Raw genomic sequence first — 13238 nt, 5'->3', positions numbered from 1 at the left:
TCCTCAGGCCGCCGTCCTGATCAGGAACTCCTGGTCCGTCGCCCCGCTGCACGGTTCCATCGTGAAGTCGGCCCCGGTCTCGGTGGAATCGTCGCGCAGGCCCACACAGCGCCCGGTGCCCTCCTGGCGGAGGCGGTAGCGGGCGTCGGCCGGTCCGACCCGCTCGATACGGAAGTGCTGATAGCTGCGCGTGGCGTCGCAGCTTCTCGCCGGCCAGGGTTCCAGCAGATCCTTGCCCGGCCCCGCACGCCGCGGGGTCAGGCAGCCCGGGCCGTTCACCGGGTGCTGCCACTCGATGAAATACGGCGTCCGCGACGCGGCGGTGCCGACCGGTCTGAGGTAGGTGTGGGGCGGCCTGGCCTCCGCGCAGGGGAGTTGCGCCGCGACGGCGTGCACATATTCACCCTGGCTGTCCCGGCCCTCGCTGAGACACAGCTGGGGTGTGCGGGCCGGGCGGATCTCCACATAGCCCCGCGGGGAGTCCTCGGCCACCGCCTTCACGCCGGGGGGCGCGTCCGGTGAGGACGACGGGGGCACGGCCGCCGAGTTCGTCCAGACGACGACGGCGACCAGGCCCGTCGTCACCGCCGCGGCCAGTACCCACAGCCGGGGCGGCCGACACAGCCCGCCGAGCCGCAGGGCGGTGAGGGCCGGTACCGGCAGCCGGGTCGGCCGCCGCGCCCCCGCGGTGTCCGAGGGGTACGGGACAGGGGCGGGCCCGGAGGGCCGGGCGCCGGTGCCTTCCTCGGCCCGTCGGGCAGCCGCCAGCCAGGAGTGGACATCGGTTTCCGGTGCACCGCAGGCGCGGACGAACGCCACCAGTGTCTCGGGGCTCGGCCGGTGCTTTCCGCGGAGCATGTCGCTGACCGTGCTGCGGGCCAGGAACCCGCCTCGCGCACGGGCCCGTTCCTCCAGCTCACGCAGGCTCAGGCCGGACCACTGCTTCAGCTCCCGCTGCGTTGTGGTCGCGGTCGTGCACGGTGCCACACTCACCACACACCCACTCGCGGACGTGCAGGGGCTTGGGACCGTCCCGGAATCCGCAGGCCGAGCAGACCTGGGAGGAGGGGAAAGCGCGGTCCACCCTGGCGAAGGTGCGCCCGTGCAGAGCCGCCTTGTACTCCAGCATGCCGACGAACGCGGACCATCCCGCGTCATGCACGGACTTGGCCAGCCGGGTACGCCCGAGGCCGGACACCGCAAGGTCTTCCACATACACCGCTTGACTGTCGCGGATGATCTGTGTCGAAGCCTTGTGATGGAAGTCCCGGCGCCGGTCCGCGACCCTGGCGTGCCGGCGCGCGACCTTGATACGGGCCCTGGCCCGGTTCTTCGACCCCTTGGCCTTACGGGACAGCTCCCGCTGAAGACGCCCGAGCTTCTTCTCCGCCCGGCGCAGGAAGCGGGGGCTGTCGATCTTCCGGCCGTCGGACAGGACGGCGAAGGCGGACAGACCGAGGTCGATACCGGACTCCGTCTCCACCACCGGGAGAATGTCCCGCCCGGTGTCCACAACGAAGCTGAGAAAATACCGGCCACAGCTGTCCTTGGCGACGGTCAGGGACGTGGGTGCGGCCGGAAGCCGACGCGACCACTTGACCTTGAGACTGCCGACCTGCCGCCTGCCCGTGAGGCTGTCGAAGAAGTTCTTGTACGCGGCATCCAGGTCCCGCAGGGACTGCTGCAGGACGACCGCCGACACGTCGGCGAGCCAGGCACGTTCCCCGGTGCGCTTGGCCTGGGTGATACCAAGCCGGGACAACTCCGCCGACTTCACATACGGCAGCCCCGCCGCATGCGCTTCCCTCCGATCACGCAGGCAGTCGTTCCACACCACCCATGCGCACCCGAACGCACTCGCCAGCGCACCGCGCTGGGCGGCATCCGGGTAGGCCCGGTAGTTGTAGCGGAGCTGCACAACCACGACCTTAACTGCGACAGGCCTCATAGACGGACAGAACGACTACAGGCGGGGCAGACACATTATTTTCGGCGATGCATGTGCACTTGGCCTTCGTGACGAAGTACCAGCGCGGCGTGTTCAACGACGAGATGCTGACACGCTGCGAAGAAATCATGCGCAAGGCCTGCGAGGACCTCGAAGCGGAGCCGAAGGAGTTCAACGGCGAACCCGATCACATCCACCTGCTGGTGCTTCCCCAAGCTCTCGACTCCGTTCGAACAGGACAGACCCCTATCCCGCCCAAGGCCGCCGTCTCAAAAATGGTCAACAGCCTCAAAGGCGTCTCCGCCCGCCGGATACGGCTGGGCACCTCCCGGCCAAAGGCCGGGGGACAGTTCACCAGCGGCCGGATCAACCCCGCCATCACGCACGGACACCTGTGGTCGCCCCCGTACTTCTCCGCATCATGCGGCGGAACACCGTTGACGATCGTGCACCAGTACATCGAGCAGCAAAAACGTCCGCTCTGACGTGCACGTCAGAGCAGCCTTGAGACGCATTCACCCCCGACGTGAACGCCCGGGCCTTCTGCAAGACTCCCGGTAACCGGACATCCCCCGTCACAGCGCCCCTTGGAATCCGCCGCCCTGACGGGTCGTTCCGATGCGATCCGTGGTCGCAGGCGACGGACTTCGGTGAGCGCGTGACCGTCACAGTGGCGTCGACCGGTGTCCCCGGCAGCTTCTGGTCCACCCCGCGCAATTGCCGTCGGCGATCTGGAACCGCCCGCGGCCCAGACCGGAGAACGCCGGGCACGGTCGGCTCCCGAGGCCCTCACGCCGCCCGGACCGGCGCTCGCGGCGCATCGTTCACCGGACCTCGGCGGCGGTGCCGGCGTGATGGCTTCGGCTCCCGGCCGAGACGCGGGAGGTACCGGCCGAAGCCATCACACGCACCGTGTCCTACGGCAGGCGCCAGTCCACCGGCTGCGCGCCCTGCCCGCTCAGCAGGTCGTTCGCCCGGCTGAAGGGGCGGGAGCCGAAGAAACCGCGGTCCGCCGACATGGGCGACGGATGCGCGGACTCGATCGCCGGAAGGTTCCCGAGCAGTGGGCGCAGATTGCGGGCGTCCCGGCCCCACAGGATGGACACCAGCGGCGTGCCGCGCCCGGCCAGCGCCCGGATCGCCTGCTCGGTGACCTCTTCCCAGCCCTTGCCGCGGTGCGCGCCGGGGCTGCGCGGGGCCGTGGTGAGCGCCCTGTTGAGCAGCAGCACGCCCTGCGCGGCCCACGGCGTCAGATCGCCGTTGGAGGGCCTGGGCAGCCCCAAGTCCGTATGCAGCTCGCGGAAGATGTTCTCCAGGCTGCCCGGCAACGAACGCACCTCGGGCGACACGGCGAAGCTCAGTCCGATGGCCATCCCCGGCGTGGGATAGGGGTCCTGACCGACGATCAGTACACGGACGTCGTCGAAAGGCTGCTGGAAAGCCCTCAGTACGTTCGCCCCGGCCGGAAGATAGGTCCGGCCTGCGGCTATTTCAGCCCGAAGGAAATCCCCCATGGCCGCGATGCGTCCGGCCACGGGTTCCAGAGCCTTCGCCCAGCCCGCTTCGACAAGTTCATGCAAGGGTCGTGGTGCCACCCGCGTCACTCTACTGGCACACTCCGGCACCCCTTGCACGCAGAGACGGCCGCACACGGAGACGACGCCCCGGGCGCGCACGGCCGCTTCGCGCCGCTAGTCTTCCTCCCCGTCGGCGTCATCGGCATCATCGGCGTCGGCGAACCGGCTGGTGCGGATCGCCCGACCGGCCACCGGGAAGGAGCGCAACGTGCCACGTCCAGTGCTCCAGCCGTTCCGCCGCCGTCAGGCCGAGTCGGCCCGTCGCCCCCACTGTCCGGATCTCGGCACCCTCGCAGCCGCGTCCGGCCCGGACTTCCCTCTCACGCCCGGGGCGTGCCCGCCGCCACCTGGCCGCCTCCGGTGAGGCCCACCGAAGCCGGGGCCGGATTCCTGGCCGTCGACTCGGGGGGGTCCGGCCTCCGCGTCACGGTCGGCGTACCCGGGCGGCAGCCGTCACCCCCGAGGGAATCACGGGAGCCGGTCCGGACCGGGGCGCGGGGCATCGATCCCGCGCATCTGCTGGCACAGCTGCTGCCCATGGCCCGCGCGTCGGTCGCCGAGACCGGGGTGAGTGAACTGACGACCGCGGTCGTCGGCGCCGCCGGATTCGCCACCCTCGGCGACGCGCTGCGCACCGAACTGCCGGACGCGCTCGGACGGGAACTCGGTGTGCGGTCCGTCGCGCTCACCGCCGACGCGGTGACCGCCTATGCGGGCGCCCTCGGGTCCCGCCCCGGCGCCGTGGTCGCGGGCGGTACGGGGCTGATCGCGGTCGGCACCGAGCTGAGGAGTTGGCGACGGGCGGACGGCTGGGGCCATCTGCTCGGCGACTGCGGCGGCGGCGCCTGGATCGGCCGGGCCGGACTGGAGGCGGCGCTGCGCGCCCACGACGGACGGGACGGCGGCTCCGCGCACCTGCGCACCTGTGCGGAGGAGCAGTTCGGCCCGCTGCCGCAACTGCCCGGTCTGCTCTACCCGCGCTCCGACCGGCCCGCCGTCCTCGCCTCGTTCGCCCCCCGGGTGGCCGCCTGCGCGCCGCGGGACCCGGTCGCGGCCGGGATCCTGCGCGCGGCGGCCCGGCACATCGCCGAGTCCGCCGCCGCAGTGTGTCCCGCCTCCGGCGGGCCCCGGGTCGCGCTCACCGGCGGCCTGTTCCGGATGGGCGACCCGCTGCTCGTCCCTTTGGCGAAGGAGTTGACGAAGCGGCTGCCGTACGCTCCGCGCGTCCCGGCCGAGGGCGATCCGCTGCACGGCGCGGTACGGATCGCCACGGACCTCGCGGCCGGACGCCTCACCCTGCCGGGTGATGAAAAGATGTTGTACGTGGTGAACCGCTGAACGCGCCGCACCGGATCGCCGTTCGTCCTGCTGGGCATCACCGGAAGCAGGTATCGCCCACTTCTGATGTGTACGTAACTCATCAGACAAAAGCGGACGTATACCGTTCACCTGCACCCTCCCCGAACAGAGGAGCCCAAGAAGCCAGTAACATGCGGCGCCATGAGCTCCCCCACTGGGCCCGAGTCCGGCCTACCCGTACGAATGCCGCGACCCCGCCAGCCCGGACGGCACCGCCGCCCCGAACCACTGGTGGCCCCCGAGGACGCGCCCGCGCTCGTCCTCGCGGTGCCCGGTGCGGTCGGCACTGCCACGCGCGGCCTCGCGGAGGAGGTCGTGAGCATCGCCCGCTCCGAGCTGCCCGGTCTGGACGCCCGGATCGGGTACGTGGACGGGGACGGCGCGGAGTTCCCCACCCTGCAGGCGGTGCTGACGCGGGCCGCCGACGAGCGCACCGCCCGCTACGAGCAGGCTCTCGCCTCCGGTTCCGAGGCCAAGGAGCCGGACGGCCCGGTGGCCGTCGTCGTGCCACTGCTGGCCGGTCCGGACAACGCGCTGCTGCGGCGGGTCCGCCAGGCCGTGATGGAGAGCCGGGTCGCCGCCGACCTGACCGGCGTCCTCGGCCCGCACCCGCTGCTGGCCGAGGCACTGCACGTGCGGCTGTCGGAGGCGGGCCTGGCCCGCGCCGACCGGGCCCGCCTGTTCACCGTGACGACCGCCGCGGACGGCATCGTCCTGGCCTCCGTGGGCGGCGACGAGGCCGTGCAGGCCGCGGGCATCACCGGCATGCTGCTCGCCGCACGCCTGGCCGTGCCGGTGATGGCGGCAGCCCTGGACGCGGACGGCTCGATCGCCTCGGTCGCCGAGCAGTTGCGTTCCTCGGGCTCGCAGCATCTGGCGCTGGCCCCGTATCTGATCGGCCCCGAGATCGACCCGGACCTGCTGGCGGCGGCCGCCGCCGAGGCGGACTGCGCCACCGCGGAGCCGCTCGGCGCCTACCCGGCGATCGGTAAGCTCGCGCTGGCCAAGTACACCACGGCGCTGGGCATCGCCCCGCAGCAGCCGCAGGGCGCCCAGGCCCGCTGACGCACCACGCGCCGGCGCCACGGCAGACGCACGCCCACGGGCCCGATCCGCCAGGAGAGCGGGCCCGCGGCATGTCCGGACCCACGCCCCGGCCGGGGACCACGACTGCTGGTCCCCACAACTGCCAGGGACCGCGATTACCGGGGCGCCCCCATCTCCCCGGACCACGACTGCCGGGCCGCACCCCCGCTCTCCCCGGACCACGTCGGCCGGAGCCGACCGCGGCCGAAGACCGCGTAGGCCAGGGCCGGCATCGGCCGGTGTCAGACGCCTGCCGGCGACGGCCTCGGCCGAAGCAGGCGGCGGCCGAAGTCCGTTTCAGTCGAAGACCACGCAGGACGCCGCGGGCACCTCCACCGAACCGTCGTAACGGGGCAGCCCGGAGTCCCGGTCGATCGCGAACCAGGTGACGTTCCCGGAGCGCTCGTTGGCGGCGTACAGGAAGCCGCCGCTCTCGGCCAGCGCGCGCGGCCAGTGGCCGCCGCAGGGCACCGTACCCGTCAGCCGCAGCCCTTCGCCCTCGACGGCGAACACGGACAGCACGTCCTCGCCACGGGTCGCGGTCCACACGAACCGTCCGTCGGGCGAGACGACGATGCCGGACGCGTAGGCGTCACCGGCCGGTGCGCCCGGCAGGAGCGGCGTCTCGGTCAGCGGCCGCAGCAGGCCCTCCCCGGCGTCCCAGCGGCACACGGTGACCGTCGGGGTCAGCTCGTTGACGACGTAGGCGTACCCGCCGTCCGGATGGAAGGCGAGGTGGCGGGGGCCGGAGCCGGGGCGGAGGGCGATCTCGCGGTGCAGCACGGGGGTGCCCCGCTCCAGGGTGCACACCCGCACCGAGTCCGTGCCCAGATCGACGCTGACGGCCCAGCGGCCACTGGGGTCCGGTTGCACCTGATGGGCGTGCGGGCCCCGCTGGCGCCGTTCGTGCGGGCCCGCGCCGGCATGCTGGAGGATCCCGGACCGGACGCCGGCCAGGGAGCCGTCGGCGCGCACGGGCACGGCGGTGACGCTGCCGGAGCCGTAGTTGGCGGTGAGCAGGTGACCGTCGTACAGGCCGAGGTGGGTGGGGCCGCTGCCGCCGACCGACACCGGCGCCCCGGCCAGCACCGGCTTGTCACCTTTGACCCGGTACGCGGCCACCGCGCCGTCGGCCGTCTCGCTGACGGCGTACAGCATGCCCCCGTCGGGCGACAGCGCCAGATACGACGGGTCCGGGACACCGTCGACACTGTCGAGCACCATGAGCGCACCGCTGTGCGGGTGGACGGCCACCGTCACCAGCCCGGGGCCGCCCGCCGCCGTGAACGACCCGATGAAGGCCCTGGGCCGCCTGTTGCCGTCTGCCACCGTTGTCCCCTCTCGTGCGTGCCACGTCCGGGGCCGACGGTAGCAGTCGATCTCTGGCGGTCTAGACCAGGCCCGCCCGGTCCGGGCGCGGCCGCCTGCGGGACGTGAACCGGACGGGCCGGCGACGACTCGGCCCGGTTCGCAACGGCTCGGTCCGGTCAGTGTGGTCGGCGGGTGCGTGTCGCGCACCGTGGCGGTCGACCGGCACCGGTCCCGGCGGTCGCAGAGGCCGCGGCCCGCGCGGCGGCAGGGTTCGCCCGGTGGCCTGCGCCGGGCGGGTGACCCGCTCGGCGCAGGCCGCGATGTGCGCCCTGCCGCGCGGCGCCGAACCGCCGTTCCCGTCCCGGTCGGGCCGGTCCGGGCGGGGCCCGGACCGGGGCCGCCACCCGGACGGCTCAGCACGGTTGTTCGGCTCCGAAAAGCGGTACCGGCCTTGTCGTCAGGCCGCTGCACAGGTGGTGACGGCCCGTTTTCCCGGCGTCCCGGCGCGCGGGGCACGACGTCTGTTCCTACGGTGTGCGCAGGACAGCACAGGAAGGTCTGCCCCATGCCCACCGACCCGATCCCTCCGCACCGGCAGCCCGGGCTGTCCCGCCGCGCCGCCCCCGCGCCCACCGGGCCGGGCGTCCGGCACCCCGGCCTTTGCTGGTCGCCATGAGCACCGTCCAGACCCAGGAGACCGAGCCGCTCGCGGACGAGCGGCGCTGGAAGGCGCTCGCGGTCTGTCTGACGGCGGGCTTCATGACCCTGCTGGACACGTCGATCGTGAATGTCGCCGTGCCGTCGATGGAGCGCGGTCTGCACGCCGCCCCGTCCGATCTGTCCTGGGTGGTCTCCGGCTACGCGCTCACCTACGGTCTGTGCCTCGTGCCCGCCGGACGGCTGGCCGATCTGCGGGGCAGCCGGCAGGTGTTCCTCACCGGGGTCGCGTTGTTCACGCTCACCTCCGCGGCCTGCGGGCTGGCCCCCACGGGCAGCTGGCTGGTGATTTTCCGGCTGTTGCAGGGCGTGGCGGGCGGCCTGATCGCTCCTCAGACGTCGGCGCTGATCATGCAGTTGTTCCACGGCAGTGAACGGGCCCGCGCCTTCGCCGCGTTCGGCAGCGTCGTAGCCGTCTCCACCGCGGTCGGTCCGCTGGCGGGCGGTGTGCTGATCGAGGTGTTCGGCAGCTGGCGCTGGGTGTTCTACCTCAACCTGCCGATCGGCCTCGTGGTGTTCGTGACCGCGCTGCGGCTGCTGCCGAGAATCGCGCCGCGCGGGAACGCCGGGGAGGGCTTCGACGTACCGGGCGTGCTGCTGCTCGGCTGCGGCGCGTTCGCGCTGATGCTGCCGGTGGTGCAGGAACAGGCGTGGCCCGGCCGGGGCAAGTGGGCCCTGGTTCCCGTGGCCGTGCTGCTGCTGGTGGCGTTCCGGGCGTGGGAGCGGCGGCAGGGCCGGCTCGGCCGGGGACCGCTGCTGGACCTGGGGCTGTTCGCCCTGCGGTCGTTCTCGCTGGGCTCGCTGCTGAGCCTGGTGTACTTCGCCGGATTCACCTCGGTGTACTTCGTCTACTCCCTGTACCTGCAGAACAGCCTCGGCTACAGCGCACTGGCCGCCGGAACGGCCGCGATGCCGTTCGCGGTCGGCTCGGCGGCGGCCGCCCTGGCCGGCGGACGGCTCGTCGTCCGCTACGGCCGCGGGCTGGTGGTGGTCGGGCTGCTCGCGGTGACGCTCGGGGTGCTGGGTGCCCTGGCGGCCGTGCAAATGGTGCCGGGCCCGGGGGCCGGCTGGGCGGCGGCGCTGCCGCTGCTCGTCGCCGGTGTCGGCTCCGGTCTGACCGTGTCGCCCAACACCACGCTGACGCTCGCCGGGGTCCCGGTGCGCCGCGCCGGGGCGGCCGGCGGAGTCCTGCAGACCGGGCAGCGGATCGGGTCGGCGGCCGGGATCGCCGTCGTGGGCTCGGTGTACTTCGCGCATCTCACCAACCACGGGCGGGCCGCCGACGCGCTCCGGCTGGCCTTCGCGACCTCGCTGGTGTTCGTCCTGGTGGCGCTGGTACTGGCCGTGGCCGATCTGCGGGGCCCGTCGGCGAACGGCTGACCGTGCGCCCTCACCCGGCAGGTGACCGGGACCGCGGCGCCCGCCGGGTCAGGACCGGCGTCGCGGCCTGCCGCTACCGGTCCCCTTGGCTCCTTTGCCCCCCTTGCTCCCCTTGCCGCTCTTGGCGCTCCTGGTGTCCTTGGCCCCCTTGGAGGCGGTGGAGCGGTTCTGCCGGGTGCGGCCGGCCGAGCCGCCCGTCGCGGGCTGCTGCCGGGCGGCTCCCTCGGGGGTTTTCCGCTTCGGCGGGGTCTGCCCGGCCTGAAGGGTGCCCCGGCCGCGGGTGCTGTTGGCGGTGCGTCCGCGCACGATCCCGATGAAGTCCTCGACCAGGTCGGTGGTGGCGTGCTCGGGCCAGCACAGGGCGACGCCCGACTGGGGGGCGTCGACGACCGTGCGGTAGGTCAGGTCCCTGCGGTGGTGCAGGCGGGCCAGTGACTGCGGGACGACGAGGAGACCCACCCCGGCCGCGACGAGCTCGACGGCGTCCGCGGTGGTGGCGGGCCGTTCGACGGCGGGCCGGCCGGGCGGGGCGTCCCAGTCGAGGACGTCGTCGAGGGGGTGCCAGACGACCTCGTCGGCGAGGTCGGCGAGGGTCACCTCGTCCGCGGCCGTGATCAGATGGTCCTTCGGGACCACCACCACGGTCGTCTCGGTGTACAGCGGGATCGCGCTGAAGAACGTGCGGTCGACCGGCAGCCGGACGAGACCCGCATCGGCCGATCCCCCGCGCAGCGCATCCGCCGTCTTCTCGGCCGGCACCGGGAGAAGGGCGAGCGGGACACCGGGCAGGCGTTCGTGCCAGATCCGCGCCCACTTGCCGGGCGTCGTCCCCGGTACGTACGCGAGTCGGAAGGACGGTGTCTCCTGCGGGCCCGTCGCCGGGCCATGGCCTGTCACCGGGCCAAGGGTACCGGCCGTGGCCGGCCCTCCCGTGTCCGGCCGATACCCTTGACCGCATGACGTCCCAGCAGAGCCCCCAGACGATGAAGCCCGCGACCGCGGCGAAGAAGCTGGGTGTGTACCTCCCCGCCACCCCCGCAGAGTTCCAGGAGGGTGTCGTCTCACGCACCGAGCTGAACCGGCTCCAGGCCGAGCCGCCGGAGTGGCTGCGCGAGCTGCGGCGCGACGGCCCGCACCCGCGTCCGGTGATCGCGGCGAAACTGGGCGTGTCCATCGCGGGCCTGGCCCGCGCCGGGGTGACCGACGCGCTCACCACCGAGCAGATCGAGTCGCTGAAGCGGGAAGGGCCCGAGTGGCTGGAGCGGGAGCGCACCACCCAGGCCGGGGTCCGCAAGGAGGCGGCCCGTCTCAGGGAACTGCGCAAGGAGCAGGCCGGGCAGGACTGACCGCCCCGCCCGGCGCGCGCCCGCTCAGCCGCTCGACGGCACCTTGAGCTTGTCCCAGCTGGCCCGGCCGGGGATGCCGTCCGCGTCCTTGCCCTTGAAGCCCAGTTTGCGCTGCCAGGCCGCGTAGGACTTGCGGTCGGCCTCGGTCCACTCCGGGCCCGGTCCCTGCTCGTAGTGGCCGCACCCCTCGGCGACGAGCCGGCGGCCCATCGCCGTGATCAGCGCCGACTTCTGCCCGATGTGGAAGAAGCCGCCACCCGGGAAGGGCGCGTACTTGGGCTTGGGGGTCGGGTCAGGCTGCTGCGGCTTGCCCGGGCCCTTTCCGCCCAGCCGGGCGGCGATGCGTCCGCGCATGCTGTCCATGGTGAAGCCGCGCGGGTCCTGCTTGCCCGGCTGCCACTCCTTGTGGCCGATCACCGAGCGCTCGCTCCAGCCGTAGTGGCGGCAGATGGCGGCGGCGACCCGTGCGATGGCGTCCTTCTGCGCCTCCGGCCAGGGGTCCTTGCCGTCGCCGAGGTTGACGCACTCGAAACCGTAGAAGTGCCGGTTGCCGTCGGTGTCGGCCTCGTTGTCGTGCGGCAGCTTCGCCTCGTTGACGACGGCCCGCAGCACGTCGCTGTCACCGAGGCCGGCGTGGTTGGCGCGGCCGTTGCCGACGAGGTGGACATGGCCCTGCTTGTCGATGACGCCGTGGCACAGCGGGCCGGGCAGCCCGGAGTAGCCGTTGTAACAGATGTTCACCGAGTTGTCGGTGCCCGAGGTGACGGTGTGGTGGATCATCACGCCGTTTATCGGGCCCCAGGGCCCCTTGGTGTTGCGGTTGTGGGTGCGCCACTTGCGCACCTCGTGGACCGTCACGCCCTCCGCTCGCAGGATCTCCACCAGCTTGGACGCGCTCATCGGCTGCGCCATCACTCGTCTCCTTCCACGGCCGCCTCCGCCGTAGCTGTGGTCTGTGACCGGCCGCCGGAGGGGTCGGCCTCCGCCGCTTGTTCCTCCCGCGCGGCGGACGCCTCCGCCGCGAGGGTCGCCTCGTCCGCCGCCGGGATGCTGCTGGCGAGCGGTCCGAAGGCATACCGCAGATCGACCGCGCCCTCCTCGCCCTTGACCAGGGCGAGCGGCGCGAAGTGCCGCTCGATACCGGCCGGTTGCCGCAGCAGGGGGCGCCGCGCCGGGGCCGTGGGCCACTCGACGCCGCCGGTGGCGGTGCGGGCGGGGACCAGCCAGTGATCGCCGGTGCGGTAGGTGCCGCCCGCGGCGAAGTACACCTCGACGCCGTCCTCCAGGGGCAGCCACTCCCCCTCGGTCACCGGGATCGCACCGCCCTTGAGCGCCGCGGTACGGCCCTTGCGGCGGGGCCCTTCGTGGTGGTCCCAGCGGCGCAGGAACGGGTGCAGGTGGGGCAGCCGCCCGACGTGCGGATCGGGTTCGGCGGACAGCCGGACCCGGCGGCCGGGCAGGTCCAGTTCCTCGACCCGCAGCAGCGGCAGGGCGTCGAGACGGGAGGCGTACGCGGTGTCCGTGAGCTCCACCAGGTCGCCGACGTCCAGGTCCAGCTTCTCGTCGAAGCCGAGGGTCGCCAACTCCACCCAGGTGCCGTCGAGTCCGTCGACCGGGAAGACCACCGAACCGTTCTCCCGGGACCACTTGAAGGTGGCGTCCTCGGCTTCGCCACCGGCGTGCACCTCCACCCGGTACAGCTGGTTCTCCTGGCCGCGGTAGCGGGCGTCGGGGCGGACCAGGCACGGGTCCTCGTCGGCGTGCTCGGGCCGTTCGGCGCGGGCGGCGAGCCGGGTGGTGGGCGCGGCCTGGCGCCGTGCCCAGCGGTCGAAGGCGGCGCGGACGACCTCCTTGGTGGGGTCGGCGTCCTCGATCTCCAGCTCGCCCAGGGACAGCGGCAGCACCTGCCAGACGACCTTGGAGCGGACGGCGGTGTCGGGCAGCGCGGCGCCGAGCGCGACCTCGCGCAGCGCGGGATCCTCGGCGGCCGAGACGGTCCGCTCCCACACCTTGAGGTAGGCCACGAACGGGGACTGCCCCGGCGAGGGCAGGCGGTCGCCGGGCCGCTCCGGGTCACGGAAGCCGTCGGGCTGGTGCCAGTAGTCCCAGATCGGCTGCGCGGCCGCCGGCTGCTGGTCCGCGGCGGCGTCCTCGTCGGGTACGGGGGTGTCCGGTGCCGGGCGGTCCGCGTCGCACAGGATGCCGTCGACGTAGTAGCGGCCGCCGCCGATGTACAGGGTGTCGAGGTCGTGCTTGCCGCCCACGTACTCGATGCGGAAGCCGGCGGCGTCGCGCGGCCCGCCGTGCCGGCCGATCAGATCGATGGTGCGGACACGGGCGTCGTGGAGCTGCATGGCGGCCTGCTCGTTCAGGTCGGCGTCCAACTGGACGCGGCCCTGCTGGGCGATGACCGCGGAGTAGTGCCGCTCGGGGCGGAAGGTGGAGCGGGAGAGATCGGCGTGCATGAAGGGTGTCCCCCTGGTTCAGGATGTGGTCTCGAAGGCGGCGGGCGGC

The 13238-nt window shown here is 73.0% G+C and carries 11 protein-coding genes and 1 pseudogene; 5 read left to right on the top strand and 7 right to left on the bottom strand.

Annotated elements, in window-relative coordinates; all coding sequences use genetic code 11:
- Positions 1-3: 3 nt before the first annotated feature.
- Both ACFYPJ_RS14215 and ACFYPJ_RS14210 read right to left on the bottom strand, forming a co-directional pair.
- Positions 4-987, bottom strand: a complete 984-nt coding sequence (locus ACFYPJ_RS14215) for a helix-turn-helix domain-containing protein (protein ID WP_389016018.1) — start codon at positions 985-987, stop codon at positions 4-6.
- Positions 917-1918 carry an RNA-guided endonuclease InsQ/TnpB family protein gene (locus tag ACFYPJ_RS14210; protein ID WP_389016015.1) on the bottom strand — a complete coding sequence of 334 codons (1002 nt, stop codon included), beginning with the start codon at positions 1916-1918 and terminating at the stop codon, positions 917-919. Before ACFYPJ_RS14210 ends, ACFYPJ_RS14215 begins: the two co-directional genes overlap by 71 nt.
- A 28-nt stretch (positions 1919-1946) precedes the next feature.
- Between ACFYPJ_RS14210 and tnpA the strand changes: the two are divergent.
- Positions 1947-2433: pseudogene (gene tnpA / locus ACFYPJ_RS14205) on the top strand (IS200/IS605 family transposase).
- A gap of 432 nt (positions 2434-2865) precedes the next feature.
- On the opposite strand, the gene ACFYPJ_RS14200 reads toward tnpA, so the two are convergent.
- Positions 2866-3543 carry a uracil-DNA glycosylase gene (locus tag ACFYPJ_RS14200; RefSeq protein WP_389015499.1) on the bottom strand — a complete coding sequence of 226 codons (678 nt, stop codon included), beginning with the start codon at positions 3541-3543 and terminating at the stop codon, positions 2866-2868.
- 342 nt (positions 3544-3885) lie between these two features.
- Here ACFYPJ_RS14200 and ACFYPJ_RS14195 point away from each other — a divergent pair, with 342 nt between their 5' ends.
- Together ACFYPJ_RS14195 and ACFYPJ_RS14190 are read left to right on the top strand one after the other, a co-directional pair.
- Complete coding sequence (locus ACFYPJ_RS14195; protein ID WP_389015496.1) at positions 3886-4863, top strand: N-acetylglucosamine kinase; 978 nt, start codon at positions 3886-3888, stop codon at positions 4861-4863.
- A 162-nt stretch (positions 4864-5025) separates the two neighbouring features.
- Positions 5026-5949, top strand: coding sequence for a sirohydrochlorin chelatase (locus tag ACFYPJ_RS14190; RefSeq protein WP_389015493.1), 924 nt, complete (start codon positions 5026-5028; stop codon positions 5947-5949).
- 318 nt (positions 5950-6267) lie between these two features.
- Here the strand turns inward: ACFYPJ_RS14190 and ACFYPJ_RS14185 are convergent, their stop codons facing one another.
- Entirely contained in the window at positions 6268-7299 is a 1032-nt protein-coding gene (locus tag ACFYPJ_RS14185) for a lactonase family protein (RefSeq protein WP_389015491.1), read from the bottom strand.
- Positions 7300-7953: 654 nt separating this feature from the next.
- Between ACFYPJ_RS14185 and ACFYPJ_RS14180 the strand changes: the two genes are divergently transcribed.
- The gene (locus ACFYPJ_RS14180; RefSeq protein ID WP_389015488.1) at positions 7954-9378 is read left to right on the top strand and encodes an MFS transporter; all 1425 of its coding nucleotides are present in this window, start codon (positions 7954-7956) and stop codon (positions 9376-9378) included.
- A gap of 48 nt (positions 9379-9426) precedes the next feature.
- Here ACFYPJ_RS14180 and ACFYPJ_RS14175 read toward each other — a convergent pair whose 3' ends face one another.
- Positions 9427-10275 carry a LysR family substrate-binding domain-containing protein gene (locus ACFYPJ_RS14175; protein WP_389015486.1) on the bottom strand — a complete coding sequence of 283 codons (849 nt, stop codon included), beginning with the start codon at positions 10273-10275 and terminating at the stop codon, positions 9427-9429.
- Positions 10276-10334: 59 nt separating this feature from the next.
- On the opposite strand from ACFYPJ_RS14175, the gene ACFYPJ_RS14170 reads away from it, so the two are divergent.
- Positions 10335-10724: a DUF5997 family protein gene (locus ACFYPJ_RS14170; RefSeq protein ID WP_389015483.1), complete on the top strand. Its 390-nt coding sequence runs from the start codon at positions 10335-10337 to the stop codon at positions 10722-10724.
- Positions 10725-10748: 24 nt separating this feature from the next.
- On the opposite strand, the gene ACFYPJ_RS14165 is transcribed toward ACFYPJ_RS14170, so the two are convergent.
- Both ACFYPJ_RS14165 and ACFYPJ_RS14160 read right to left on the bottom strand, forming a co-directional pair.
- Positions 10749-11636: a peptidoglycan-binding protein gene (locus tag ACFYPJ_RS14165; RefSeq protein ID WP_389015480.1), complete on the bottom strand. Its 888-nt coding sequence runs from the start codon at positions 11634-11636 to the stop codon at positions 10749-10751.
- The gene (locus ACFYPJ_RS14160) at positions 11636-13189 is read right to left on the bottom strand and encodes a DUF6519 domain-containing protein (RefSeq protein ID WP_389015478.1); all 1554 of its coding nucleotides are present in this window, start codon (positions 13187-13189) and stop codon (positions 11636-11638) included. The genes ACFYPJ_RS14165 and ACFYPJ_RS14160 overlap by 1 nt, the downstream gene beginning before the upstream one ends.
- Positions 13190-13238 lie beyond the last annotated feature (49 nt).

It is taken from the genome of Streptomyces sp. NPDC006012, assembly GCF_042871185.1.
In the GTDB taxonomy this organism is placed as follows: Bacteria; Actinomycetota; Actinomycetes; order Streptomycetales; family Streptomycetaceae; genus Streptomyces.
Note: the sequence above shows the minus strand (reverse complement) of the source record. Positions and strands in the feature narration are given on the sequence as shown.